Genomic DNA, 25677 nt, shown 5'->3' on the forward strand with positions numbered 1-25677 from the left:
CCCGTCCGCGGGGGCGAGCGCATGTCGTCAACGACATGTATGGTTGTCCGAGTGGTGGATGCGCTCTTCAACATCGAGCTCGAGCCCGAGGTGCGGGACTGGCTGGAGATCCTTCCGGCCAGACACTTCCTCAAGGTCGAGGAATACGCCGGACTGCTCGCGGAGCGTGCTGCCACGCTCGGCGAGCCGTACGCGCGATACTTGGGCGATGGAGTACGGGAGTTGCGCCCGACGCTGGACGGCGCCGCCATGCGCATCACGTACTGGCTGACCCCCGGCCGCACCGCCGTCCTGCTGACCGTCTTCCGCAAGACGCGGATGCGCGAGGAAGCCGAGGTGAAGCGGGCCCTGCTGGCGCGTCAGACGTGCGAGGCACAACACGGGCCCGCCCACGAGGAGTTCGTCCGGATCATCGGGAAGGGAGAGCTGGAGCGATGAGCCACAGCCGCTGGAAGACCGCGCGTGAGCGCAAGCTGACCGAAATCGCCTCCGAAGCCCCGGAGGTGGCCGAGGCCCGTCGTCAGGTCCGGTTGTCCATGGCCCTCGCCGAAGCCGTCTACGAACGCCGCACCGCACTCGGCCTCACCCAGAGCGAACTGGCGTCCCGCGCCGGCATGACACAGGCAAAGATCTCCCGTATCGAGGGCTCGGACACGGTCCCCACGCTGCCGCTCCTCTCCCGTCTGGCCACGGCCTTGGATGCCGCGTTGAACATCGCCCTCGACGAGGACGACACACAGGTGACCTTCACCGCGCACCGCTCCGACGCCGCCTGAGCCGAACGGCAGCGCACCGGGCACCCACTCGGGCCCCGATGTCACGCACACGTCAGCACCACTACGCTCCCGCCTCATGGTCGAAAATTTGCGGGAGATCTTGCTCGGGGTGCTGGCCGCCGGGGTGACGACGGCGCTGGGGTGGACCGGCCGTACGTACCTGTGGCGCCGCAAACTGCGGCGCAAGCAGCGGTTCTTCGGGCTGCCGGCCAACTCCGAGTGCCTGCTCGTCGTCAACCGGCACGTCAGCAGCCCGAAGGACTGGTCGGTGCACCGTTCCGACGTGTACGCGCTGCTGGAACTGGCCGCGCTCATCAAGGACTGCGGTGCCAACGCGAACTTCACCGGGCACGACGAGGCCCGGCAGGGCTTCGGCGAGCGGACGGAGTTCTGCCTGGGCGGACCGTCCTCGAATCAGCGGATGGCCGCGCATCTGCACAGTCTGCTGCCCGGCTTCACGGTGAACACCGACCCCGAACCGGGCCCGGAGCGGGGCGCGTTCACCGTCGGCGGGGAGCGGTACCGGATGGCGCCGGACGCCGAGTACGCGCTGCTGGCGCGGCTCACCGCGGGGCAGAACGGCAGCCGGCGGCCGGTGTTCCTGTTCTGCGGCCAGACCGGCATGTCCAACCAGGCGGCGGCCCGCCACCTCGCCCGCAACCACACGCGGCTGGCCCGCAAGTACGGCGCGGACGGCAGCTTCTGCCTGCTGCTGAAGGTGGTCAACTCCCATGCGTACGGCCCCGATGTGGTGGAGCTCGTAGCGGACGTCACCGACCAAGCCCGCACCCCACCCCCGACCTCCTCCCCCACCCCCACCCGCCGCCACAGAGCAGGAGCCTGAGCGGGGGCCAAATAAAGGGGCGCGGGGAACGGCGCGAGATAAGGGGCGCGGGGAACTGCGCAAACGCACAGCGCAACCGCACCCGCAAGGCACACCGCACCCCGTCACATCACCGGAAAACCCGGGCGCGCCTACCGCGCCCCAGGCATCGTGGAACCCGCCTCCGCCGAAGCCACCGCCACCGCCTCCGTCTTCACGCTCCGCCGCTCCCGCCGCGCGACCCACTGCGCGAACCAGGACAGCAGCATGCACAGCCCGATGTAGATCGCGGAGATGACGAGGACGACGGGGATGAACGGCATCCCGTAGTCGAGGTTGATGGCGATGAGCTTGCCCGCGTGCAGGAACTCCTCGTAGGTGATGAGGTATCCGAGCGAGGTGTCCTTCAGTGCGACGACGAGCTGGCTGATGATCGTCGGCAGCATGGCACGTACCGCCTGCGGCACCAGGACGTGCGTCATGACCTGCGTCTTGCGCAGCCCGAGCGCGTACGCCGCCTCGCGCTGACCGCGGTCGACGGAGTTGACGCCGGCCCGGAACACCTCGGCGAGCACCGAGCCGTTGTAGAGCGCGAGTCCGGCCACCAGCGCGGGCAGCGCCTGCACCTGGAGCGCCACGAAGATGAAGAAGATCATCACCAGCAGCGGCATCGCCCGGAAGAACTCCACGACCAGCGCGGCGATCCAGCGCACCGGTTTGTGGTCGGACAGCCGCCCGGCGGCCAGCAGCGCCCCGAGGGCGAGCGCCAGGACCGCGCCGCAGGCGAAGGCCTTCAGCGTGTTGCCGAGGCCGCGCAGCAGGAGTTCCTGGATGCCCGCGTACGTGAAGGGGTTCCACCGGATCGCGGCGAACTGGCCCGTGTCGACAAGGAGATAGATCACCCCGGCGAGCAGTACCGCGATCACGAGCGTCGTCAGCACCCCGTACAGCGTGTGCCGGGCGCGGGCCTTGGGGCCCGGGATGTCGTAGAGCGCGCTGGACCGGGTCTGGAGTGCCGATTTCCGCAGGGCTGTCATCGGGCTCACCTCGGCACTCCCCAGCGCCGTTCCAGGAAGTGGAAGAGGGCGCTGATGGTCAGGGTCAGGATCAGATAGCCCACCGCGATCCAGACGAAGCTCCAGATCACGCTGTAGCCGTTCTCGCTGAGGGTCTTGTACGTGCTGAGCAGCTCGATCACGCTGAACGACCCTGCGATGGCGGAGTTCTTGGCGAGCGCGATGAGGGTCGAGCCGACGGGCGGGATCACGGTGCGGAAGGCCTGCGGCAGCACGATCCCGGTCAGGGTCTGGCCGAAGCCGAACCCGAGGCTGCGGGCCGCCTCCCCCTGTCCGACCGGCACGGTGTTGATGCCGGAGCGGACCGCCTCGCAGATGAAGGACGAGGTGTAGCAGCCGAGCGCCAGCACGGCGAACACCTCGAAGGGCAGCGCCACTCCGAACCGTGGCAGCCCCAGCAGCATCGCGAAGAACAGCAGCGTCAGCGGGGTGTTGCGCAGCACGGTCACCCACGCGGTGCCGAGCGAGCGGAGCGCCCCGACGGGCGCCACCCGGAACCCGGCCATGATCACGCCGAGCACGAGGGCGAGCACGGACGAGTAGACCGTCAGCTTGATGGTGCCGAGGAACCCCTCGCCGTACAGCGCGAAGTTGTCGGTGAGGACGTCGAGTCCGTTCATGGTGGCGTCGGCCCTCCTTCTGTCAGCTCGTCAGGGAGCGGTCGACGGCGGGCGGACGCGGCGCGGGCACGCCGGAGAGGGCGAGGGTGACGTCGTAGGCGCGTTTCCAGTCGCCGTTCTGCACCCGCTTCTCCAGGGCCGCGTCCAGTGCGCGGCCCAGCGGCTTGTCGGACTTGGGGATGCCGATGCCGTACGGCTCCTTCGAGAACTGCGGCCCGACGACCTTGAGTTCGTCCGGCTTCTTGGCGGCGTAGCCGAGCAGGATGGTGTCGTCGGTGGTGACGGCGTCGACCTGCTTGTTGAGGAGGTTGTCGACGCAGATGGCGTAGCTGTCGTAGGCGACGGCCTGCGCCTTGGGATAGTCGTCCGCGATCCGCTGGTACGGCGTGGAGCCGACGGCCGAGCAGATCTTCTTGCCGTTCATCGTGTCCGGACCCGTGACCTGCTTCTCGTCCGAGCGCACCAACAGCCGCTGTCCGGCGATGTAGTACGGGCCGGCGAAGCCCACGAGCTTCTTGCGGCCGTCGTTGATGGTGTACGTGCCGACGTACGTGTCGATCTGGCCGTTCTGCAGCGCGGTCTCGCGGTTCGCGGAGGCGATGGCCTTGAACGTCACCTGTGTCTTCGGGTCGAACCCGAGAGATGCGGCGAGCATCTTGCCGATCTCGACGTCGAATCCGGAGTACGTGCCGGTCGCCGGGTTCATCTCGCCCATGCCCGGCTGGTCCTCCTTGGAGCCGATGACCAGCTTGCCGCGGGCCTTGGCCCGCTTCCACGTGGCCGAACCGGGCAGCTCGAAGCCCTTGTCGACGGTGTACGAGGGCAGTTGGCCCGGCTGCGGGCCCGCGGCGGGCGGGCTGCCTGAGCGGCCGCAGCCGGCGGCGAACAGCGCCGCGGCACACAGAGCGACGGCGCAGCGGATGGTACGGGTGGTGCGCACGGTCCGCCCTCTCAGTGCTTCAGGATCTTGGACAGGAAGTCCTTGGCGCGGTCGCTCCGTGGAGCGGTGAAGAAGTCCTCGGGGGTGCGGTCCTCGACGACCTGGCCGTCCGCCATGAACACCACCCGGTTCGCCGCGGACCGGGCGAAGCCCATCTCGTGGGTGACCACGACCATCGTCATTCCCTCGCTGGCGAGTTGCTGCATGACGTCCAGCACCTCGCTGATCATCTCCGGGTCGAGCGCGGAGGTCGGCTCGTCGAAGAGCATCACCTTCGGGTCCATCGCCAGCGCCCGGGCGATGGCGACGCGCTGCTGCTGGCCGCCGGACAGCTGCGCCGGGTACTTCTCCGCGTGCGCGGCCAGGCCGACCCGGTCCAGCAGCTGCCGCGCGCTCTTCTCCGCCTCCGCCTTGGGGCGTTTGCGGACCTTGACCGGCGCGAGCATCACGTTGGCCAACACGGTCTTGTGGGCGAAGAGGTTGAAGGACTGGAAGACCATCCCGACGTCGCTGCGCAGCCGCGCCAGGGCCTTGCCCTCCGCGGGCAGCGGCTGCCCCTCGATGGAGACGGAGCCCGACTCGATGGTCTCCAGCCGGTTGATGGTCCGGCACAGCGTGGACTTCCCGGAGCCGGAGGGGCCGATCACGACGACGACCTCGCCGCGTCCCACCGTGAGGTCGATCTCCTGGAGGACGTGCAGCTTTCCGTAGTGCTTGTTGACTCCGCGCAGCTCGATCAACGGTTCCGGTTCCATAGAAACCGGAAACTATCCCTTCATTTCCGGCGAACCCCGCAGGACACGCCCGCGCGGTCCGGCACGGGGGCCGGGGCGGGCACGGGGAGGCGCGGGCGCGGGCGGCTTGGGTGCCGGGTGAGTGCCGGGTGGGTTACCGGCACGACGAACGGTCCGCGTCGGCACGCTCCCCTGAACGCCTTCCGGAACGCTTTCCGGGCCGGGCCGGCACCGGTACGGCCCACCCGAGCAGCACGCACAGCAGAGCGGCGACGACCTGCAGCGCGGCGATCCCGAACAGCAGAACAGGCGGCGGCAGTACGGCCGTTGCCCCGACGATGCCCGCCCCGCAGGCCGCGGCGGAGACCTTCAGCCCCGCGCCGAGTGTGAACACCTGCGTACGGGCGCGGGGCGGCGCGTGATCGGCCCGTACGCGCAACGTCGCCGTCAGCACGGGTCCGTCCGCGAGCCCCGCGAGGGCGAACAGCACCGCACGCGCGGCGAACGACGGCACGCAGGCCGCCGCCGCGAGAGCCGCACCCGTACCGAGCAGCCCGAGCGCGGCGAGCCGCCCGGCACCCACGGGCGGCCTCCACCGAGCCACCCCCAGCGACCCCGCCAGCCCACCGAGCGCGAACGAGGTCATCAAATACCCCCCACCCGCCCCGACCAACAACACGGCAACAGCAGCCAACCCCCCAATCCCCACAAACGCCACACAAGTCCCCACGGTCACAGCCCTCAACTCCCGACTCCGCCACAACGCCGTGGCGCCGGCGGCGATGTCGGCCCAGAGCGAGGGTGGGGTGGGGGTTGCGGGTGGCGCGTCGGGGCGGGGCGGCGGGGGCGGCGTACCCGGTTCCGGCGGGGGCACGTCGGGCCGGTTCGGCGGGGTGGGCGCGTCCCGCGCCGGGCGGGGCTCGTTCCCACTGTGTGACGGGGCGTCAAGGGCTGGGTGTGGGACGGCTTCCGGTCGCTCCGGGGCGGGCTCGGGTGGCGGGGACGCGTCGGGCCAGCTCGGCGCGGAGGAGGCGTCCCGGGAGCGGCGCGCTGCTTCCCTCTCACGTGACGCAGCATCAAGGGCCGCGCGTGGGAGAGCTTCCGGGCACTCTGGCGCGCCCAGAGCAGGCGGGAGCGTGTCGGGGCGGTCCGGTGCGGAGGGTGCGTCCCGGGCGGGGCGCGTCGTCCCCCTCTCATGTGACGGGGCGTCACAGCCCGGGAGCGGGGCGGCTTCCGGGTACCCTCGGGCGGATTGCGGTCGGTCCCGGGCGGGTTCGGGGCCTTGTTCCGGCGATGGCGCGGGACGGGGCAACGTGGCGGCGAGGCATGCGGCGCAGGCCGCGACCGCGCCGAGCAGGGCCATGGCCGGGCCCGGGGCCCACACGCCCGCCACGACGCTCACGCCGGCGGGACCGGCCACGGAGGCCGCACCGTACGTCGCGGAGTCCAGCCCGTACGCGCGGTCGCGCCCGGGTCCCGCGGGCACCAGCTCGGCCACCAGGCTGGACAGCCCGCCGGTGACGACGGGCCCGCAACTGCCGCCCGCCACCGCGACGATGAGGATCACGACCGTCGGCGCGCGGCCCACGCCGGCCGCGAGCACCACGATGGCCACGGCGAAACCGGCGAGGACGAGGGAGTGGAACAGCCGCGGCCGGCGCACCCGGGCCGCGACCGCACCGGCCACGGGAGCGGCCACGACGTGCGGTGCCATCCACCCCGTCAGCACGAAGGCGCCTGCCGCGGCGGAGCCCGTACGGTGCAGCGCGAGCAGCACGAGGGCGATCGCGACGCCCTCGTCGGCGAGCCGCGCCCCCAACGCGGTGGCCAAGTACCGGCCCATCCCCTGCGTCACCCGCGCCCCTTCCCCTCGGCGTCCGCGTCCGCGTTCGCTTCCGTAACGGCTTCCACTCTGCGGCACGGGGCGCTGCGGCGTTCTTTCCGCGCGCAACGCGATGGGGGCGGAGCCCCCGTTCTTTCCGCGCGCAGCGCGTGGGGTCCGGGGCGCAGCCCCGCGGGGGCCGGGGCGCTCCCGTTCCTTTGCGCTCCCGTTCCTTTCGCGCGGAGCGCGGTGGGGTGCGGGGGCGGAGCCCCGCGCGGGTCCGGGGCGGCAGCCCCAGTCTTCCGCCCGCCAGCGCGCGGGCCGGGGCGCAGCCCCCACTTCTTTGCGCGCGCAGAGCGGCGGGGTGCAGGGGCGGAGCCCCGCGTGGGGCTCGGGGCGGCAGCCCCGGTTCTTCCGCCCGCCAGCGCGTGGGGCCGGGGCGCAGCCCCCATTCTTTACGCACGCAGCGTGGCGGGGTGCAGGGGCGGAGCCCCGCGTTCTTTCCGCGCGGAGCGCGGGTGGGGGCCGGGGCGGCAGCCCTGGAAGAAACGGGTAGGGGCGGGGCCGGGGCTCAACCCCTCACCACGGCGCGGGCGTTGGGTGCGTGGGGGACGTGGCCTCGCGGGTGCGGTCCGTGTGCCCACCCGTTCCGCCCCTTGGCGGACCAGCTGCCCACACCTCGCGCGGAGCGCGTGTCCACACCGGGGGGCGGGGCGCGGGCGCGGGTGTACGGCGCGCTCGCTACCCGGGGTGGCGGGCGAGGTGGGTGAGGGTGTGGGTCGTGACGAGGTCGGGGACCTCCTCGGGGAGCCAGTGGCTGACGCCGGCCAGCTCCACGAAGCGGTACGGCCCGTCCACCCACTCCCCCGTACCCTCCGCCGCGCGGCGGCCGAGCGCGACGTCCTCGCTGCCCCATACGTACAGCGTGGGTACGGAGACGCTGCCCATCGGCACGGTCAGCAGCCCCTCGGGCGCCCGGTACCAGTTGAGGACCGCCGTGAGCGCGCCCGGTTCGGAGAGCCGGCGGACGTTCCGCTCCACCAGTTCCGCGCCGACCCGGCCGCCGTACACCGCCCGCAGCCGCCGCGCGTCCTCGGCGAGCAGCGCCGACTCGGCGGTGCCGGTGTCGCGGCGGAAGAAGCGGATGTAGTCGAGCCGCCCGGACTGCTCCGCGTCGTCGGCGACGGCCGCGTCGAGGGCCGCGAGGTGCGGAGTGGCCAGCACCGTCAGCGAGTTGAGGCGCTCGGGGTGCTCGGCGGCGAGCGCCCAGGCGACGATGCCGCCCCAGTCGTGGGAGACCAGGTGGAACCGTTCCGCGCCCTGCGAGTCGGCGAACGCGAGGGCGTCGGCGACGAGTTCGGGCACGGCGTAGTGGGAGATGCCGGACGGGCGGGCGCCGGGCGCGTAGCCGCGCTGGTCGACGGCGACCGCGCGGTAGCCGGCGGCGGCCAGCCCGGGGAGCACGCCGCTCCACGAGTCGGCGAACTCGGGCCAGCCGTGCAGCAACAGCACCAGCGGCCCGTCGGCGGGCCCGGCCGCGAGCGCGTCGAAGGTGTACGGACCGACCGGGATCTCCAGCCGTTCGAACGTGTCCGGGTCCGGGTGCGCGTCCGTGGCCATGCGGGACTCCTCGGTGTACGGGGCGGGCTCGTCGTACGGGCCGGCTGGCGCGTGCGGGCGGCCCGGTCAGGGATCGTACAAGTGCGCGGCGGGGTGCAGGGGCGGAGCCCCGCGGGGGTCCGGGGCGCAGCCCCGTTCTTTTCGCGCGGAGCGCGGCCGGGGCCGGGGCGGGAGCCCCGGAAGAAACGGGTAGGGGCGGGTCCGGGGCCAACCCCTCACCGCGGCGCGAGCGTTGCGTGCGGGGTGCGGAACCCTGCGCGGGTGCGGTCCGGTGTGCCCACCCGTTCCGCCCCTTGGGCGGACCAGCTGCCCACACCGAGGCGCGGGCCCTCGTCAGCGGTGGGCCGCGGGGTCCCCCGTAACGGGGAAAAGGGTGGGGTGGGTGTGGGGGTGGGGAAAGGGTTCGGCAGGCTCGCGGGCCATGCGGGACAAGGCCGGCGCCCCGTCTCCCCCGCCGGAGGCCTAGGTACGGAGGACCCGCCTGCGTACCTAGCCTCACGGCAGCCACACCCTCACGGCAGCACGCGACACGCAGACGCCCACACAGCCACACACGGCCGCACAGCCGCACAGCCGCACAGGACCGCAGGGAGGCCCCGCGCCACGCGGGGGAAGGGAGCCGACAATGCCCAGGCCGGTGTACCAGCGAATCGCCGACGATCTGCGCCGGCAGATCGACGAGGGCAGCCTGGGTGCCGGCACCCGCATCCCGTCCCGCTCCGAGCTGAAGCGGACGTACGCCGCGAGCGACCAGACCGTCGACCGCGCCGTACGGGTGCTCAAGGTGGCAGGCTACGCCGAAGGCCAGTTCGGGCGGGGCGTGTTCGTCACCGACCGCGCGCCGGCCGGCACGCTGCTGCGCTCCACGGGGGCGGTGGACTCGCCGTTCGCCGCCTGTATCGCCGCGCCCCGCACCGAGCAGGTGTCCGCGCTCGACTGGGAGGCCACCTCCGCGCCCGCCGAGGCGCCCGCCGGGGTCGCGGAGCGGCTGCATCTGGATCCGGGCGACCGTGTGATGCGTACCGAGTACGAGTATCTGGCGGACCGCCGCCCGGTCCAACTGGCCACCAGCTGGGAGCCGTTGGAGCTCACCGAGGGTACGGACGTGGTCTTCCCCGAGCTGGGGCCGTACGCGCGGCGCGGGGTCCGCGGCCGGTTCGCCGCGATCGGCGTCCGTGTCGTGCGCGCCGCGGAACTCGTCGGGGCCCGTCCCGCCACGACGCCGGAGGCGGAGAGTCTCGGCTGCTCGCCGGGACAGTGCGTGACGGTGGTCGAGCGCACCCACTACGACGAGCGCGAACGGCCCGTGGAGACCTCCGACATCGTGGTCCGCGCGGACCGCTGGCGCCTGGAGTACGGCATCCCGTTCACCGGCTGACGCGACAAGAACGGAGAGCAGACACCCGACGCCCCGTCAGAACCCGCACCCCGACACGCACTCCGACCCGCACCCCAACGGAAGCCACCGCGCCCGACACCCCGTCAGGACCCGCACCCCCAACGGCAGTCACCCCGCAAGACGCCGGGCACGCGCCCAGCGCCCTCACCCCTCCGACGCCTCCCCGTACACCTGCGACAGCTCCGGCGTGCCGGTCTCGGCCCAGGAGCCGCCCTCCGCGAGCACGTCGACCTCCCACTCCGAGGGGAGCCGCACCACGGGCTGGCCGTCTGACCGCAGCCGCCAGGCCGCGCCCCGCACCGTACGGACGATGACCGTACCCAGGTAGAGGCCCGCGTCGCTGCCCAGCCAGGGCGTCACTTCGGGGTCGTCGCGCCAGCGCGGCAGCAGCTGGTCGAGGGCGGCCAACGAGTCCGGGGAGTCGTCCAGTTCGACGCCGGCGTCCCGCGCCTGACGGCGCAGCAGCTCGCATTCGGACAGCAGTTGTGCGGTCTCGGCGGGGTCGGCGGACAGCGGATCGGCGGCGACCCCGCCTTCGTGCCGCTTCCGCCACTGCTCCACGAAGGGGATGTGCACTGAAGGTCACCTCGCGATATCTGTCCGCTAGCCCCTTCCGACCCGCGTGTCCGGCCGGGGTCCGGCTTCCCGGCCCCCCGGGAAATTGCGCATATCCGCAAGAATGGCATCCGTACCGCACTCCGCACCACAGGCGCGCGGCAACAGCGCGTGCGCCGTCTGCGCTGCTCGAACGGTGCGCGAACGCTGCGCGACACCTTGACGGCCCCTCTGCGCCTCTCTACCTTCACCCAGCCTTGTTCGAGTGGGATCGCACAGCCGAGTGGGATCGCACAGCCGACTGCGATCGATCGCGCAGCCGACTGCGATCGCACTCCCGAGTGGGATCGCACTGCCGGCTGGGGCCGCACAGCTGTGGGGGCTGTGTCGAAGTGAGCCGCCAGAGAGGACAGTTGCATGCACAGACGCCTGTGGAGAGCTTCCGTTCCGGCCGTCGCCGCGCTGCTCGCAGCAGCCGGCACCCCTGCCCTCGCGACCGCCGAAGGACAGCCCGCCGACGGAAAGGCGCGCGCCCCGGAGCCGCTCCCTGTGGAGCGGTTCTTCGACAACCGGGCCGTCAGCGACGACGCCTCCCCTGGCGCCGCGGACTTCGACGGGGCCGGCAACTCCCTCTCCGCGGGCGATCTGCGGGCCGCGGGCTGGCTGCCCGGCACCCGCCTCGACCTGGACGCGGCGAACCTCCGGCGGCCCGACCGCAGCCCCGGCACCCCGGACAACATCCGGGCCGACGGCCAGCACATACGCCTCAACGGCGCGGGCAACGCGGTCTCGTTCCTCGCCGCGGCCACCGCCCCGGGCAGGCCCGGAAGCACGGTCAGCGGCACCGGCACGGTGCACTACCGGGACGGCTCCAGCAGCTCGTACACCCTCGCGGCGCCCGACTGGCGCGGCGGCCCCCTCGCGACCAAGGCCGTCGCCCTCCCGCACCTCAACTCCCCCGGCGCGCAGACCGCGGAGAAGACGAAGCTGTACGCGGTGACGGTGCCCGTACGCGTCGGCGCGGAGGTCTCCTCCGTCGAACTCCCCCGCGATCCGGGCCCGGAGGCGGATCTGCACATCTTCGACGCGGCCGTCCGCGGCGGCGACCCTGCCTGGACGGGCAGTTGGACGGCGAGCACGGCGGGCTACGCGCCCGTGGGACCGTGGCGCGACCAGACGCTCCGCCTCGTCGTGCACACCTCGGCCGGCGGTCCGCGCGCCCGCATACGGCTGGAGAACACCTTCGCGTCGGCGCCGGTCCGCATAGGGCACGTCTCCGTCGCCGTACAGGGCGCCGGCGCGGGCTCCCGGAAAGCGCCCGTGCCGCTGGCCTTCGGCGGACAGGCCGGTACGCGCATACCGGCCGGTGCCCGCGCGGTGAGCGACCCCGTCGGCTTCGACGTACCGCCGGACACCAACCTGCTGGTGAGTCTCCACCTGCCGGACCCGGTGGCGGCGGCCCCGCTGCACAGCGCGACCGTACAGCGCTCGTACGTCAGCCCGGCGGGCAGCGGTGACCGTACGGGCGACGCGGGCGGCGGCGCCTTCACGGGCTCGGTGACGGCGTGGCCGTTCCTGACGGGGGTCGACGTGAGCGGCGGCCCCGGTTCGGTCGTCGCGCTGGGCGACTCCATCACCGACGGTGTGGGCTCCACGCCCGACGCCAACCGGCGCTGGCCGAACGTCCTGGCCCGCCGCCTCCTCGACCAGTCCGCGGTGCCGCGCTACGGCGTCCTCAACCACGGCATCTCCGCCAACCGCGTCGTCACCGACCGCTATCCCGGCGACGGCGTCAGCACCGACACGGGCGGCGTCAGCGCGCAGCACCGGCTGGAGCGCGACGTGCTGGCCCAGCCGAGCGTCCGTACCGTCGTGCTCTTCGAGGGCGTCAACGACGTGCGCTGGGGTGCCCCCGCCGAGAACGTGATCGCCGGCATGCGGGACCTCGCGCAGCGGGCGCGGGAGCGCGGCGTCCGCGTCGTCGCCGCGACGGTCGCACCCTGCGAGGGCTACAAGGACTGCACCCCCTCCGTCGACGAACGGCGCACCGCCGTCAACGCCTTCATCAGAGACAGCAGCGTCAAGAACAACAGTGGCGGCACCTTCGACGCGGTGCTCGACTTCGACGCGGTGCTCCGCGATCCGCAGCGCCCGCAGCGGCTGCTGCCCGCCTACGACAGCGGCGACCATCTGCACCCGGGCGACGCGGGCCTGCGCGCCCTCGGCGAGTCCGTGCCGCTGCGCAGTCTCACCCCGTGAGAGGGCGCTCCCGGGGGCTCACCCCCTGACGGCCCGCTGCCCGAGAGGCGGGCTCACAGCTCCAGGTCGACGACGACCGGGGCGTGGTCGGAAGCGCCCTTGCCCTTCCGCTCCTCCCGGTCGACGTAGGCGTCCTTCACCGCGGACGCGAACGGGGAGTTGCCGTAGACCAGGTCGATCCGCATGCCCTTGTTCTTCGGGAAGCCCAGCTCGCGGTAGTCCCAGTACGTAAAGGGCTGGTCGTACTTCAGCGGGCGGGGCACGACGTCCGCGAGGCCCGCCTCGCGGAGCGCGGACAGCGCGGCCCGCTCCGCCTCGGTGACGTGGGTGGCGCCGTCGAAGCGGGAGATGTCCCAGACGTCGTCGTCGGTCGGCGCGATGTTGTAGTCACCGAGGACCGCGAAGGGCACCTGGCCTGCGGCCTCCGTCTCGGCGGTGCGGCGCAGCGCGTCCAGCCACTCCAGCTTGTAGGCGTAGTGCGGGTGGTCCACCTCGCGGCCGTTCGGCACGTAGACCGACCAGACGCGGACGCCGCCGCACGTCGCGGCGGCGGCCCGCGGCTCCGTCGCGCCGTCGAAGTCCGGCCCGTCGGGCAGGCCCACGACGGGGTCCTCGATGCCGACGCGGGAGAGCACCGCCACGCCGTTCCACCGGCCGGTGCCGTTGACCACCGCCTCGTAGCCCGCCTCGCGCAGCTGCTCGGCGGGGAAGGCCTCGGCGGTGGTCTTCAGCTCCTGGAGGCAGAGCACGTCGGTGTCCGACGACTCCAGCCAGGCGAGCAGCCGCGGCAGCCGGGCGGTGATGGAATTGACGTTCCAGGTCGCGATACGCATACCCCGGAATCTACCGCGCGAGTCCGACACTCTCGCCGGGGGTGAGGCGGGTGTGCGGCGCGCCGCCCAGATTCTCGATCATGCCGTCGTAGACGGGCCGGGCGAGGTCCGTGAGCAGCGCGTCGTGGATGTCGATCGCCTGCTTCGGGGCCACTTCCCGTACGTAGTCGATGACTTCGGAGACCTTGCTCCACGGCGCGTGCACCGGCAGCAGCAGCGTCTCCACCTCGCGGCCCGGCACGGTGAGCGCGTCGCCGGGGTGGAAGACCTTGCCGTCCACGACATAGCCGACGTTCGAGATGCGCGGGATGTCCGGGTGGATGACGGCGTGCAGTTGCCCGTGCACCTCGACCTCGAAGCCGGCCGCTTCGAAGGTGTCGCCCTCCCCGACGGTGTGCACCCTGCCGGGGAACGAGGTCTCGATGCGCTCGGCGACGCTGCGCAGCGTCCAGATCTGCGCCGCGGGGTCGGCCTCCAGGGCCGCCCGCAGCCGGGCCTCGTCGAAGTGGTCGGGGTGTTCGTGCGTCACGAGCACGGCGTCGGCACCGACGGCTGCGTCAGCCTCGCTGAAGGCTCCGGGGTCGATGACGAGGGTGCGCCCCTCCTCCTCGAGCCGTACGCAGGAGTGCCCCTTCTTGATCAGCTCCATGCGGCCCATTGTGCCTCGCGGGCGGGCCGTCGCGCCGGGCGGCGCCCCGGCCCGCTCGGCCCGCTCGGCCCGCAGTCACTCTCCGGGCGCCGTCACTCCTCGGGCGTGGTCTCCTCGCGAATGACCTGCTGGGCCACGGCGAAGGCGGAGTTGGCGGCCGGCACCCCGACGTACACGGCGGAGTGCAGCAGCACCTCCTTGATCTCGTCCGGGGTGAGGCCGTTGCGGAGCGCGGCGCGGGTGTGGAAGGCGAGTTCCTCGGTGTGCCCGCCGGCGGTGAGCGCAGTGAGGGTGATGACGGAGCGGGTGCGCCGGTCGATGCCGGGCCGGGTCCAGATCTCGCCCCACGCGTAGCGGGTGAGGAAGTCCTGGAAGTCCTGCGTGAAGTCGTCGGCCTTCTCGGTGGCCCGGTCGACGTGCGCGTCGCCGAGGACCTCGCGGCGCACCTTCATGCCCGGGTCGTACGGGTCGGTGCGGATGGCGGCGGCCTCCGCCGTCTCCAGTTCCGCGACGGCGGAGGCGTGCGGCGGCTGCGGGGTGATGACGGGGGCCGGGGCCGGCGGTCCTGCGGGGGACTCCTGCCAGGTGGTGGTGAAGTGCTTGATGAGCAACTCGGTGACGGCGCCCGGCTGTTCGACGGGTGTCAGGTGCGAGGCGTTCGGCACGATGGCGAGCCGCGCGTCCGGTATGCCGGCGACCAGGGCCCGCGCGTCGGTGGGCGGGGTGGTCTCGTCGGCGGAACCGGACACCACGAGGGTGGGGACGCCGATCCGGTCGAGGTCGGCCTTGCCGTCGAACGAGGCGAGGGACTCGCAGGCCGCTATGTAGCAGCCGGGGTCGGTCGTGCGGACCATCTGCACGGCCCACTCGACGATGGCCGGCTGCGCGGTGGCGAACTCCGCGGTGAACCACCGCTCGGGGGTGGAGCGCGCGATCGGGTCGAGCCCGTTCGTACGGACGACGACGCCGCGCTGCCGCCACGAGTCGGGCGTGCCGAAACGTGGCGCGCAGGACACGAGGGCGAGCGAGGAGACCCGCTCCGGTGCCGCGAGCGCGAGCTGGATGCCGACGGCGCCGCCGAGGGAACAGCCGGCGTAGCCGAACCGGTCCACGCCGAGCGCGTCCAGCGTCGCGAGCAGCCGCTCGGCGAGCACGTCGGCCGATTTGGCGCCGTACGCGGGGGCACCGCCGTGGCCGGGCAGGTCGAAGCGCAGCACCCGCCAGTTGCGGGTGAGTTCCGGTATCTGCCGGTCCCACATGTGCCAGGTGGTACCGAGTGCGGGACCCAGGACGAGCACGGGGGCACCGTCAGGACCGTCGACGCGGTGTTGCAGTGTCTGGGCTGTGTTCGTCTCGCTCACACGTTCACGCTACCGAGCGACAGTTTCCGGCGTGTGCCCGGGTCCGGGTCCAGACGTCAGGGCTGCGCAGTGGACACCACATATACGCGGGGCTGCCCCTTGTAGGTGGTGTCGACGGTGATGTCCAGGTCCGGCTGGCGTCCCGCCTGGTCGACGTGGGTGCCCCAGTACGCGTGGCCGTTCTGCTTCAGGTCCCAGCCGACGGTGTCCGCGGAGCTGTCGCCGATGGTCACCTTGCCGTCCTGGAGGGCGGAGCGGTCGGTGCCGACGTTGCCGAGGAACTCGTCGAGGTGCTTGTCGCTGGTGCGGAACTGCACGTAAAGGCGGCTGGTCTTCCACGAGTTGGTCTCGTAGAAGCCCACCCGCTTGCCGTCGGCGGGGACGGGCACGTCGTAGATGCTCTGCTGCACCTTGCTGGGCGGGCTGTAGGTGAGGCCGGAGGCGGCGGCGATGCGCTCCTTGTCCTCGCCGCTGTCCCGGCTCTGGTACGCGGACAGCACCACGTAGCCGGCCGGGATGGCGATCAGCAGCACCACGATGATCAGGGTCAGCACGCGGTGCCGGGGCCGGTGCGGCGGGCCCTGCGCGGGCAGCGGCGCGTGGTCCGGCGTGTGCGGCGCCTCGGCGGGGTGCACCGGGGGCGGGGTCTGTGCGGTGTTCACTGGCCCACCGCCTTGCGGAGCTGGTCGGCGGCCCGTTCGTAGCGCTCGTACCGCTCCAGTCGGCGGCGGTTGGCGCGGCGGAAACGGCGGGCCACGAGGCGGGCGAGGTCGGCCGCGCCGACGAGTCCGGCCTCGGGGCCCAGCTGTGCCTTGACGATACGGGCCTCCGGTCGGTAGCCCCGGCCGGTCAGCTGACGCCGGAAGGCGTCCCGGGCGGGGTCGATGAGCAGCTCGTCGGCGGCGCTGACGCCGCCGCCGATGACGAAGCAGGACGGGTCGAGCGCGGCGGCGAGATTGGCGATGCCGGTGCCGAGCCAGGCGCCGATCTCCTGGAACAGCTCGATGCACATGGCGTCGCCCTCGCGCGCCAGTTCGGTGATGAGGGGGCCGCTGATCTCCGAGATCTGGCCGCCGACCCGCTCGATGATGCCGTAGGCGACGGGCGATTCGGCGGCGGCCAGCTCGCGGGCCTCGCGGACCAGCGCGTTGCCGGAGCTGTACTGCTCCCAGCAGCCGCGGTTGCCGCACGGGCAGCGGTGTCCGCCGGGCACGACCTGCATATGGCCGAACTCGCCCGCGACGCCGTACTTTCCGCGCTTGACGCGGCCGTCCTCCAGGATCGCGCCGCCGATGCCGGTGCCCAGGGTGATCATCACGAGGTGGTCCTCGCCGCGTCCCGCGCCGAACCGCCACTCGCCCCAGGCCGCGGTGTTCGCGTCGTTGTCGACCATCACCGGGACGGCCAGCCGCGAGGTGAGCGCGTCCTTCAACGGCTCGTCGCGCCACGCGAGATGGGGCGCGAACAGCACGCGGGAGCGGTCGGCGTCGACCCAGCCGGCCGCGCCGATGCCCACCGCGTGCACGTCGTGCCGGTCGGAGAGGTCCAGCACCAGCTCGGCGATGGTGTCCTCGACGACCTTGGGGCTCTTCGACTTGTCGGGGGTCTCGGTGCGGACCTTCTCCAGGATGTTCCCGTCGGCGTCCACCACCCCCGCCATCACCTTGGTGCCGCCGATGTCGATGCCGACCGTCGGCACGCGCGGCGCGGACGAGGGCGACCGCCGCTCGCGGGTGCTGACCGTGCGCAGCACGCTGTGGCTCGGCGCGCTGTTGCCGCGCCGGCGCTGGACGCGCTCCACGCGCTCCCGGTACGTGCTCATGACCGCTCGGCCCCCTTCGTACGGGGGCGCCTCGGCCGACTACTCCGCGAAGCTGCGCGCAACGGTCCTCTCGTCTCTTGCGTGGTGACTGGTCAGGTCGTTGCGGGCCCGACCGTGTCCGGTCTGTGCCGGTCCGGGAGGGCCCGCGTCGCCGATTGTGCCTTACCCGCGTGTACGGGCGCGCGCACGCGGCGGGTGCGGCACGGTCAGTCGGCGACCCCACCGCCGAGGTGCGGCGAGGGGGCCCGCTCCAGCTCGTGGCTGAGCTGGTCGAGCTCGCTGCCGCCCGCCATCTGCCTGGTCAGCTCGTCGAGGGCGAGGTCTTCCTTGCGGTGGCTGCCGGCCATGGTGCCGCGCTTGAGCAGCACGAAACGGTTGCCCACGAGGTACGCGTGGTGCGGGTTGTGCGTGATGAGAACCACGCCGAGCCCGGCGTCCCGGGCGGCCGCCACGTACTTGAGGACGACGCCGGACTGCTTCACGCCGAGCGCGGCGGTCGGCTCGTCGAGCACGAGCACCTTCGCGCCGAAGTGGACGGCGCGCGCGATGGCGACGCACTGCCGCTCGCCGCCGGAGAGCGTGCCGATGGGCTGGTCGACGTCGCGCAGGTCGATGCCCATGCGCGCCAGCTCCTCGTGGGTGGTGCGGCGCATCTGTGCGACGTCGAGCCGCCGGAACGGGCCGCGGCCCACGGTCGGTTCGGAGCCGAGGAAGAAGTTCCGCCACACCGGCATCAGCGGGACGACGGCGAGGTCCTGGTAGACGGTGGCGATGCCGCGGTCCAGGGCCTCGCGCGGGGAGCCGAGGCGGGTCTCGGCGCCGTCGATGCGGAAGCTGCCCGCGTCGTGCCGGTGCAGCCCCGCGATGATCTTGATGAGGGTGGACTTGCCCGCGCCGTTGTCGCCGAGCACGCAGGTGATCTCCCCGGCGCGCACCTCCAGCGAGACGTCCTCCAGCGCGCGGATGTTGCCGTAGAACTTGCTGACCTCGTCGAGCGCGACCAGCGGTGCGGCCTCGTCGGCGGTCTTCGGTTCGGGGGTGCTCATCGGCTCGCCTCCGCCCTCTTGCGGATCCACAGATTGAGCAGGGTGGCGAGCAGCAGCATCGCCCCCAGGAAGAACTTGAACCAGTCCGGGTTCCACTGCGCGTACACGATGCCCTTGTTGGTCATGCCGAAGATGAAGGCACCGACGGCCGCGCCGACCGCCGAGCCGTAGCCGCCGGTGAGGAGGCAGCCGCCGATGACGGCCGCGGCGATGTAGATGAGCTCGTTGCCGACGCCCTCGCCGGACTGCACGACGTCGTAGTTGAACAGCAGATGCTGCCCGGAGATCCACGCGCCCAGCGCGACGCCCAGATAGAGGCCGATCTTCGTACGGGCCACGGGGACGCCGACGGCGCGGGCCGTGTCCTCGCCGCCGCCGACCGCGAAGATCCAGTTGCCGGCCTTGGTGCGCAGCAGGATCCAGGTGCCCAGCGCGATCAGCGCCAGCCACCAGATCACGGTGATCTGCAGATCGACGCTGCCGAGGGTGAGCTGCGAGGCGAACAGCACGCGCGCGGACTCGAAGCCCTCCATGTCCTCGATGCCCTTGGTGGACACGGTGCCGCTGATCAGCTTGGTGAGGCCGAGGTTGAGGCCCGTCAGCATCAGGAACGTGCCGAGCGTGATGATGAAGCTCGGTAGTTTCGTCCGCACCAGCATGAAGCCGTTGAAGAACCCGATGGCCAGGGTGAGGAGCAGCGAGACGAGCACGCCGACCCACACGTTGGCGGTCATCTGGTAGCTGAACATCGAGGAGATCAGCGCGGAGGAGGTGACCATGACGCCGGTCGACAGGTCGAACTCGCCGCCGATCATCAGCAGCGCCACCGGCACCGCCATGATGCCGATCGTGGACGACGCGTACAGCACGGTGGAGAGGCTGGACGCGCGCAGGAAGCTCTCGGCGGCGAACGAGAAGAAGACGAACACCGCGACGGCGCCGACGACGGCGCCCAGTTCGGGGCGGCCCAGCAGCCGCCGGGCGAGCGAGCGGTGTACGAGTCTCTCGTCGCCGCCGCCGTTTCCGTCCCCCTCCGGTGCCGGGGCGGGGGCGGGTGTGGATGCCGGAGTTCCGGCCGTCATCGGGTCCCTCGCTTCGTGTACTCCTGCAGGGTGGCGGCGTCCTTCTTCGTGAGGATCTGCGGGCCCGTCAGTACGGGCTTGCCGCCGCCGAGCATGTCGGCGTTGTAGCGGTGCAGCCACATCAGGTCGACGGCCTCGTACCCCTGGAGGTAGGGCTGCTGGTCGACGGCGAATCCGATGGAACCGTCCTTGAGGCCCGTCGCCACCTGGTCGTTGAGGTCGAAGGTGTCGACCTCGGCGTCGCTGTTGGCGTCCTGGGCCGCCTTCGCCGCGGTGGGCGCGAAGGGCGCGCCCAGGGTGACGACGGAGTCGACGGCCTGGTCGGACTGGAGCTTGGCCTCGACGGAGGACTGCACGCCGGGCATGTTCGTACCGTCCACGTACAGGTCCTCGACCTTGCCGTCGAAGGTCTTCCGCACGCCGCGGCAGCGTTCCTCGTGGCCGACGTTGCCCTGCTCGTGGAGCATGCAGACGGCCTTCTTCTTGTGCCGCTTGTTGAGTTCGCGGCCGACGGCTTCACCTGCGGTCGACTCGTCCTGGCCGATGTGGGTGAGCGCGCCGAAGGACTTGGACTCGTCCTGGCCGGAGTTGATGGTGATCACGGGGATGCCCGCCTTCACCGCCTTCTCGACGACGCCCTTGAGCGCGCTGGGTTTGGCGAGGGAGACGACGAGCCCGTCGACCTTCTTGTCGATGGCGGTCTGGACGAGCTGCGCCTGCCGGCCGGCTTCCTTGTCGTGCGAGTAGAGGAACTCGATGTTGTTCTTCGCGGCGGCCTGTTCGGCGCCCTTCTGCACGATGTCCCAGTACGTGTCGCCGTCCCCGGAGTGGGTGACCATGGCCACCTTCCAGCGCGGGGTGTCCACCTTGCCGCCCGCGGAGACGCCGGCGTCCGCCTTCTCCTCGGCGCGCTTGCCGCCCGTGCTGCTGCAGCCCGCGAGCGTCGCCGCGATCACTGCCGCCATGACGGCTCCCGTCGCCCGTACGGCGGTCCGGCTCCTGCGGAACCTCTCCAGCGTGGACACGCGGTTCTGCCCTCTCGGTGCGGATGGTGCTGCTCTGTGCGTGATCCGCGGCGTCCGCCGGAGAGGTGTTTGCTCCGGCTATCGCAGCGGATCTCCGCACAAGTATCCGTCACCGGGCTCGTCGCAGCGGTCACCGGGTCCCGCGCTCCGTGTACTTCTCCAGCCGTGGTACGTCCCTTTCCGTGACGATTTCCGGGCCGGTCAGGACGGGTTTCCCGCCGCCGAGGGCGTTGGCGTTGTAGCGGTGCAGCCAGATCGCGTCGATCGCCTCGTACCCCTGGAGATACGGCTGCTGGTCCACCGCAAAGCCGATCTTCTTTGCCTTCAGCTCCTTCACGACCTGCGCGTTGAGGTCGAAGGTGTCGATCTCCGCGGTGCTGCCCGCGCGTTCCTTCGCCTTCCCCGAGGCCGCGGCGAACGGGGCCCCGAGCGTGACGATCGTGTCGATTCCCTTGTCGGCCTGGAGTTTCGCCTCCACGGAGGACTGCACGCCGGGCATGTTGGTGCCGTCCACGTTGAGGGTCGAGACCTTCCCCTTGAAGGTCTTCTTCGCACCCGCGCAGCGCTCTTCCAGGGACACGTTGCCCTGTTCGTGGATGACGCACAGCGCCTGCTTCCTGCCGCGCTGGTTCAGCTCCCGCCCGACCGCCTCGCCGGCGACCGTCTCGTCCTGGCCGATGTGCGAGAGGGCGCCCACTCCCGCGGAGAACTGTCCGCCGGAGTTGATGGTCACGACGGGGATGCCCGCCTTCACCGCCTTCTTGAGGACGCCCTTCAGCGCGTCGGGCTTGGCGAGCGTGACGACGAGCCCGTCGACCTTCTTGTCGATGGCCGCCTGGACGAGCTGCGCCTGCTGGCCGCCCTCCTTGTGGTTCGAGTAGTCGAACTCCACGTTGTCCTTGCGGGCCGCGTCCTTCGCGCCGCTCTGCACGATGTCCCAGAACGTGTCGCCCTCACCGGAGTGCGACACCATCGCGACCGTCATGCGCGGCGTACTGACCCCCTTGCCTCCCCCGGCTCCCCCGTCGCCCTTGTCCTCGGACTCCTTGCCGCCTGACCCGCTGCATCCCGCGCTCACCGCGCCGAGGACGACTGCGGTGACCAGGACGGTGACTGTACGTGCCGAACGCCGAAGCACCATGGCGGAGTTCTAGCCGGGCGGCATGCCTGCGTCAATGTTTTGTCCGAACATTCAGCCGCCGCTACGCCCGCGGCGGCTGCCTACGGGCGCACCAGCAGCTGGAACTCGAAGGCGTACCGCGAGGCGCGGTAGAGGTGCGAGCCGTGCTCGACGGGCCGGCCGGTGTCGTCGTACGTGGTCCGCTCCATGGTGAGCACCGGCGCGCCCTCCGGCTCGCTCAGCAGCTCGCCCTCCTCGGCCGTGGCCGAGCGCGCGCCGACCGACTGCCGGGCGCTGTGCAGGGTGATGCCGGTGCCGCGCAGCAGCCGGTAGAGGCCGGTGGCCTCCAGTTCGGCGCCGTCCGCCTCCAGCAGTTCGAGCGGGAGGTGGTTGCGCATGTACGCCATCGGTTCGCCGTGCGTCATCCGCAGCCGCTCCACGCGCCGCACCTCGGTGCCGGCGGCGAGCCCCAGCGCGGCCCCCACCTCGGGAGTCGCCTCGACGGTGTCGTACACCAGGACGCGGGTGGCCGGCTTCTGCCCGGCGGCCTCCAAGTCGTCGTAGAGGCTGCTGAGTTCGAGGGGGCGCTTGACCTGGCTGTGCACCACCTGGGTGCCGATCCCGCGGCGGCGCACCAGCAGCCCCTTGTCCACCAGCGCCTGGATGGCCTGCCGCACGGTGGGCCGGGACAGTCCGAGGCGCCCCGCGAGCTCGATCTCGTTGCCGAGGAGGCTGCCGGGTGCGAGCTTGCCGCGCTCGATGGCTGCCTCGAGCTGCTGCGAGAGCTGGAAGTACAGCGGGACCGGACTGGCGCGGTCCACGCTGAATTTGAGGTCGACGGGATCATTCTTGGTCACCCGTGGAGCGTAGCCCCCAGCACCGCCCCGGGGAAACGCCAGGTTCGGTTGTCCTGACAAAACCTGGGCCCCAGTGTCACGGGCCGCTGCTCAGCGCGCCGCGGGGCGGCTCGCGAGGAGCTGGAAGATCTTCGCCGTGTGCGGGTACGGGTGCCGGCCGGTCAGCTCCAGCTCCAGCGCCTCCAGCGCCGCGTAGAAGTCCGGGTCGTCCTTGCGCGCGTCGTCGGTGATGTGGTCGTTCACGCTGCGGATGCCGCAGTGCTCGATGTCCGTGCAGCCGAGCGCGGACAGCAGCGGGATCACTTCCTCCGCCGTGTGCAGCGTCATCCCCGTGCCGAACGTGTGGGCCAGGACGTGCCGTTGGCCGAGGGCCGCGAGCGCGGCGGCCGGGTCGAGGTCGCGTACGGCGAGGCCGAGCGGTGTCGCGTGCCGGTTGACCGCCATGACGGAGAGCACCCCGCCGGGCCGGACGCGCGGCACTGCGGCACGCAGCGCGGGTTCCGGATCGTCCTGGTACTGCAGCAGGTTGTGGCAGAGCACGACGTCGTACGTCTCGCGGGCGATGGCGCGCGGCAGGTCGAACACGTCCGCCTCGACCGTCTCCAGCCGGTCCGCCGTACCGTCCCCCGCCTCGCGGGCCCGGTCCCGGGCGGCGGCGAGCATGCCCGGCGCGTAGTCGACGACGGTGACGTGGTGGCCGTCCCGGGCGAGCCGCAGCGCGTCCCCTCCGTCGGCGCCCGCCAGGTCCAGCACCCGCAGCGGGCCGGGCCCCAACGGCCCCGTGTACCGGGCGAGGTTGGCCGCTGCGACGACGTAGCGCAGCCGGCCCCAGGGCGTGGCCTGCCAGTCGCGCCAGGCGCTCAGCGCGGCGTCGAAGGGCTGCGACGGTCCGGACGGGGCGCTCACGACAGCGACTTGACCATGAAGGTGCAGGCGTCCGCGACGCGGTGGGTGCGCCCCTCGCCGTCCTCGTACGACCAGCAGTCGAGATACGGCACGGACGGCAGATAGCCGAGCTGTTTGTAAAGCGCCTCGGCGCGCGGGGTGTTCTTCTCCACGCCGAGGCCGAGCTGGGTGCGGCCGCGTTCCGCGGCACACTGCTCGGCGGCCCGGAGCAGCGCGCCGGCCAGCCCCTCGGAACGCAGGATCTCCGGCCACAGGCCGATGCCGTTGGCCTCCGGGCAGTCCGGGTGCGCCGAGCGCACCTCGGGGGCCTCGCAGCCGTCCCAGCGCAGCTCGCAGCTGCCGACGGGCAGTCCGTCGCGCCAGGCGACGAGCAGGGTGGTGGCGCCGGACCGGTGCCGGTCGAATCTGCTGCGGTGCTGTGCCCCGGCGCTCAGGAAAGGCATGTGCTGGTCGAGGAGGACGACGTCTTCTTCCCGGCACTCGCTGATCCGCATCCGCACACCCTAAAGCGGCACCGCCCGGAGGGGGAGCGCCCCGGCGGGCGTTCCCGGCCGGGTCACCGGCGGCGGGCCCGGGACGAGGGCGGCGCCGGAACCGCGTCCTCCAGCCGCTGCAGCAGCTCGGTGACCCGCTTGGTGACGGTCTCCCGGTCGCCTTCGGCGAGGGCGGAGCCCATGCCGCAGGCGACGGCTCCCGCGGCGATCCACTCGGGGGCGTTCTCCACGGTGACGCCGCCGGTGGGCAGCACGGCGGCCTGCGGGAGGGCGGCCAGCACGTCCTTGAGCCAGCGGGGGCTCTGCCCCGATGCGGGGAACAGCTTCAGTGCGTCGGCGCCGAGTTCGAGCGCGGTGACCATCTCGGTGGGGGTGGCGACGCCGGGGAAGACGGGCACGCCGTACCGGTGTCCCGTACGGATCACCTCGGCGTCGAGGCTCGGCGAGACCAGGAAGCGGGCGCCCGCGTCGACGGCGAGCCGGGCACTGGCCGCGTCCAGCACGGTGCCGGCGCCGATCACGCAGTCGTCACCGGTCTCCCGGCGCAGCGTGGCGATGGCGTCGAGGCCGTACGGAGTGGTGAGGGATATCTCCAGGCTGGTGATGCCCGCGCCGAGCAGGGTGTCGGCGGCCGCTGTCGCACGTTCGTAGCTGTCGCTGCGGACGATGGCGAAGACGCGCTGTTCCAGCGCGGCGCGGGTTATCTCCCAGCGGTACACGGCAGTTCGCCGCCTCTCTTGTCCTCGTCACAAGTGCCTCGGGTCCGTGCGCATGCGGTGCCGCGGTATGCGAGGCACCGGCGTGCTTGTTCGGTTCTGCCGTACGTTTCCGGTTGTGCTCAGCGCTGTACCGTATCGCTCCCTTGCGTGAGCGTGGCGAGCGCCCTGTCCCTCGCGGCCGCCGTGGGCAGTCCGTCGGTGTCCGCGGGGGCCTGTACGACGAGCGCGGCGACGCACGCGGCCTCGGCCAGCGCCCGCCGCGGGTCCCGGCCGCGCAGCCACGCGGAGAGCCAGCCCGCGGCGAACGCGTCGCCCGCGCCGACGGGATCGACCGCCGGCACCTCGAAGTGCGGCTGCTCCAGGCGCTCTTCGGCGGTGAGCGCCACCGCCGTACGGTCCCTGCGCTTGATCACGACCGTGCGGGCGCGGCCCAGCTGGAGCAGCGCCTTGGCGCACTCCTCCGCGCCGCCGCCCAGCAGCAGTTCGAGCTCGTCCTCCCCCGCGAGCACGAGATCGGCCTCCCGCAGCAGCGGTCCGGCCGTCCGTATCCACTCGTGTCCGGTGCCGAGCTTGCTGCGCACGTTGGGGTCGAAGCACACCGCGGCCCCTGCCGCTCTCGCCCGCTCGACCAGTGCCCAAGTGGCGCGCTCCGCCGACTCGGAGAGCATCGGCGTGATGCCCGAGACGTGCACGACGCGCGCGCCGCCGAGGGCTTCGGCCGGCACGTGCTCGGGGCCGAGCAGGGAGGCGGCCGAGTCCTTGCGGTAGTACTGCACGTCGATGGGGCGGCGCGGATGACTGTCGCGCAGCAGCAGCCCCGTGGGAGCCTCCGGGTCCATCTCGGCGCAGGAGACGTCGACTCCGTCGGCGCGCAGCTCGCGCAGCACCGCCTCGCCCGCCGGGTCGTCGCCGACGCGGCCGATCCAGCGGGCCCAGTGGCCCAGCCGGGCCAGGCCCTGCGCGACATTGGACTCGGCTCCCGCGACGGACCGCCGGAAGCCGGACGCACGGTCCAGCGGGATGCCGGGCTCGGCCAGCATCAACAGCATGGCTTCACCGCAAGTGACCGCTTCCGGTCCGTTTGTCACCCGTATCTCCCCACAAGTGGCATGCCAATATCACTCTCTGTGGGGAACGTT

The 25677-nt window shown here is 72.1% G+C and carries 26 protein-coding genes and 1 pseudogene; 5 read left to right on the plus strand and 22 right to left on the minus strand.

Annotation, left to right across the window (positions count from 1 at the left end; genetic code table 11):
* The first annotated feature begins 54 nt into the window (after positions 1 to 54).
* The 3 genes from AC3AGO_RS09150 to AC3AGO_RS09160 all read left to right on the plus strand — a co-directional run bounded on the left by AC3AGO_RS09150 (position 55) and on the right by AC3AGO_RS09160 (position 1620).
* Complete coding sequence (locus AC3AGO_RS09150) at positions 55 to 438, plus strand: type II toxin-antitoxin system RelE/ParE family toxin (protein WP_487824584.1); 384 nt, start codon at positions 55 to 57, stop codon at positions 436 to 438.
* Positions 435 to 776 carry a helix-turn-helix domain-containing protein gene (locus AC3AGO_RS09155; protein WP_487819647.1) on the plus strand — a complete coding sequence of 114 codons (342 nt, stop codon included), beginning with the start codon at positions 435 to 437 and terminating at the stop codon, positions 774 to 776. Before AC3AGO_RS09150 ends, AC3AGO_RS09155 begins: the two co-directional genes overlap by 4 nt.
* Before the next feature lie 76 nt (positions 777 to 852).
* Positions 853 to 1620, plus strand: coding sequence for a hypothetical protein (locus AC3AGO_RS09160; RefSeq protein WP_487819648.1), 768 nt, complete (start codon positions 853 to 855; stop codon positions 1618 to 1620).
* Between the two features lie 131 nt (positions 1621 to 1751).
* Here the strand turns inward: AC3AGO_RS09160 and AC3AGO_RS09165 are convergent, their stop codons facing one another.
* From AC3AGO_RS09165 to AC3AGO_RS09195, 7 genes and pseudogenes are all read right to left on the minus strand, one after another.
* Positions 1752 to 2636, minus strand: a complete 885-nt coding sequence (locus AC3AGO_RS09165; protein ID WP_487819649.1) for an amino acid ABC transporter permease — start codon at positions 2634 to 2636, stop codon at positions 1752 to 1754.
* 5 nt (positions 2637 to 2641) lie between these two features.
* A complete protein-coding gene (locus AC3AGO_RS09170; protein WP_487819650.1) occupies positions 2642 to 3295 on the minus strand; it encodes an amino acid ABC transporter permease in 654 nt (217 codons plus the stop codon).
* Between the two features lie 22 nt (positions 3296 to 3317).
* Positions 3318 to 4235 carry a glutamate ABC transporter substrate-binding protein gene (locus AC3AGO_RS09175; protein WP_487819651.1) on the minus strand — a complete coding sequence of 306 codons (918 nt, stop codon included), beginning with the start codon at positions 4233 to 4235 and terminating at the stop codon, positions 3318 to 3320.
* An 11-nt stretch (positions 4236 to 4246) separates the two neighbouring features.
* Positions 4247 to 4975: an amino acid ABC transporter ATP-binding protein gene (locus tag AC3AGO_RS09180; RefSeq protein WP_487824585.1), complete on the minus strand. Its 729-nt coding sequence runs from the start codon at positions 4973 to 4975 to the stop codon at positions 4247 to 4249.
* 148 nt (positions 4976 to 5123) lie between these two features.
* The gene (locus AC3AGO_RS09185) at positions 5124 to 5552 is read right to left on the minus strand and encodes a PucC family protein (protein WP_487824924.1); all 429 of its coding nucleotides are present in this window, start codon (positions 5550 to 5552) and stop codon (positions 5124 to 5126) included.
* 726 nt (positions 5553 to 6278) lie between these two features.
* Positions 6279 to 6812: pseudogene (locus tag AC3AGO_RS09190) on the minus strand (MFS transporter); the annotation flags it as partial.
* A 720-nt stretch (positions 6813 to 7532) separates the two neighbouring features.
* Positions 7533 to 8411, minus strand: a complete 879-nt coding sequence (locus tag AC3AGO_RS09195) for an alpha/beta fold hydrolase (protein ID WP_487819652.1) — start codon at positions 8409 to 8411, stop codon at positions 7533 to 7535.
* Positions 8412 to 9036: 625 nt separating this feature from the next.
* On the opposite strand from AC3AGO_RS09195, the gene AC3AGO_RS09200 reads away from it, so the two are divergent.
* Positions 9037 to 9789 carry a GntR family transcriptional regulator gene (locus tag AC3AGO_RS09200; RefSeq protein WP_487819653.1) on the plus strand — a complete coding sequence of 251 codons (753 nt, stop codon included), beginning with the start codon at positions 9037 to 9039 and terminating at the stop codon, positions 9787 to 9789.
* 165 nt (positions 9790 to 9954) lie between these two features.
* Here AC3AGO_RS09200 and AC3AGO_RS09205 read toward each other — a convergent pair whose 3' ends face one another.
* Positions 9955 to 10386, minus strand: coding sequence for a DUF6278 family protein (locus tag AC3AGO_RS09205; protein ID WP_487819654.1), 432 nt, complete (start codon positions 10384 to 10386; stop codon positions 9955 to 9957).
* Between the two features lie 396 nt (positions 10387 to 10782).
* On the opposite strand from AC3AGO_RS09205, the gene AC3AGO_RS09210 reads away from it, so the two are divergent.
* A complete protein-coding gene (locus AC3AGO_RS09210) occupies positions 10783 to 12624 on the plus strand; it encodes a GDSL-type esterase/lipase family protein (RefSeq protein ID WP_487819655.1) in 1842 nt (613 codons plus the stop codon).
* A 53-nt stretch (positions 12625 to 12677) separates the two neighbouring features.
* Here the strand turns inward: AC3AGO_RS09210 and AC3AGO_RS09215 are convergent, their stop codons facing one another.
* The 14 genes from AC3AGO_RS09215 to AC3AGO_RS09280 form a co-directional block, all read right to left on the minus strand.
* Positions 12678 to 13457: an exodeoxyribonuclease III gene (locus tag AC3AGO_RS09215; protein ID WP_487819656.1), complete on the minus strand. Its 780-nt coding sequence runs from the start codon at positions 13455 to 13457 to the stop codon at positions 12678 to 12680.
* A 10-nt stretch (positions 13458 to 13467) separates the two neighbouring features.
* The gene (locus AC3AGO_RS09220; RefSeq protein WP_487819657.1) at positions 13468 to 14106 is read right to left on the minus strand and encodes an MBL fold metallo-hydrolase; all 639 of its coding nucleotides are present in this window, start codon (positions 14104 to 14106) and stop codon (positions 13468 to 13470) included.
* Positions 14107 to 14198: 92 nt separating this feature from the next.
* A complete protein-coding gene (gene pcaDC, locus AC3AGO_RS09225; protein ID WP_487819658.1) occupies positions 14199 to 15467 on the minus strand; it encodes a bifunctional 3-oxoadipate enol-lactonase/4-carboxymuconolactone decarboxylase PcaDC in 1269 nt (422 codons plus the stop codon).
* 56 nt (positions 15468 to 15523) lie between these two features.
* Positions 15524 to 16129 carry a hypothetical protein gene (locus AC3AGO_RS09230; protein WP_487819659.1) on the minus strand — a complete coding sequence of 202 codons (606 nt, stop codon included), beginning with the start codon at positions 16127 to 16129 and terminating at the stop codon, positions 15524 to 15526.
* Positions 16126 to 17289 carry an ROK family glucokinase gene (locus tag AC3AGO_RS09235; RefSeq protein ID WP_487819660.1) on the minus strand — a complete coding sequence of 388 codons (1164 nt, stop codon included), beginning with the start codon at positions 17287 to 17289 and terminating at the stop codon, positions 16126 to 16128. The genes AC3AGO_RS09230 and AC3AGO_RS09235 overlap by 4 nt, the downstream gene beginning before the upstream one ends.
* A 206-nt stretch (positions 17290 to 17495) precedes the next feature.
* A complete protein-coding gene (locus tag AC3AGO_RS09240) occupies positions 17496 to 18335 on the minus strand; it encodes an ATP-binding cassette domain-containing protein (protein WP_487819661.1) in 840 nt (279 codons plus the stop codon).
* Complete coding sequence (locus tag AC3AGO_RS09245; RefSeq protein ID WP_487819662.1) at positions 18332 to 19417, minus strand: ABC transporter permease; 1086 nt, start codon at positions 19415 to 19417, stop codon at positions 18332 to 18334. The genes AC3AGO_RS09240 and AC3AGO_RS09245 overlap by 4 nt, the downstream gene beginning before the upstream one ends.
* Complete coding sequence (locus AC3AGO_RS09250; protein WP_487819663.1) at positions 19414 to 20382, minus strand: sugar ABC transporter substrate-binding protein; 969 nt, start codon at positions 20380 to 20382, stop codon at positions 19414 to 19416. The genes AC3AGO_RS09245 and AC3AGO_RS09250 overlap by 4 nt, the downstream gene beginning before the upstream one ends.
* A gap of 190 nt (positions 20383 to 20572) precedes the next feature.
* Positions 20573 to 21583 (minus strand): sugar ABC transporter substrate-binding protein, encoded by a 1011-nt coding sequence (locus AC3AGO_RS09255; protein ID WP_487819664.1) that lies wholly within the window; start codon positions 21581 to 21583, stop codon positions 20573 to 20575.
* An 80-nt stretch (positions 21584 to 21663) separates the two neighbouring features.
* Positions 21664 to 22419: a GntR family transcriptional regulator gene (locus tag AC3AGO_RS09260; protein WP_487819665.1), complete on the minus strand. Its 756-nt coding sequence runs from the start codon at positions 22417 to 22419 to the stop codon at positions 21664 to 21666.
* Between the two features lie 90 nt (positions 22420 to 22509).
* On the minus strand, positions 22510 to 23325 hold the full coding sequence (locus AC3AGO_RS09265) for a class I SAM-dependent methyltransferase (RefSeq protein WP_487819666.1): 816 nt from the start codon (positions 23323 to 23325) through the stop codon (positions 22510 to 22512).
* Positions 23322 to 23819, minus strand: coding sequence for a GNAT family N-acetyltransferase (locus AC3AGO_RS09270; RefSeq protein ID WP_487819667.1), 498 nt, complete (start codon positions 23817 to 23819; stop codon positions 23322 to 23324). The genes AC3AGO_RS09265 and AC3AGO_RS09270 overlap by 4 nt, the downstream gene beginning before the upstream one ends.
* A gap of 62 nt (positions 23820 to 23881) precedes the next feature.
* Entirely contained in the window at positions 23882 to 24538 is a 657-nt protein-coding gene (locus AC3AGO_RS09275) for a bifunctional 4-hydroxy-2-oxoglutarate aldolase/2-dehydro-3-deoxy-phosphogluconate aldolase (RefSeq protein ID WP_487819668.1), read from the minus strand.
* A 119-nt stretch (positions 24539 to 24657) separates the two neighbouring features.
* The gene (locus tag AC3AGO_RS09280; protein WP_487824586.1) at positions 24658 to 25587 is read right to left on the minus strand and encodes a sugar kinase; all 930 of its coding nucleotides are present in this window, start codon (positions 25585 to 25587) and stop codon (positions 24658 to 24660) included.
* Between the last annotated feature and the right edge of the window lie 90 nt (positions 25588 to 25677).

Source organism: Streptomyces sp. BL1, from assembly GCF_057628045.1.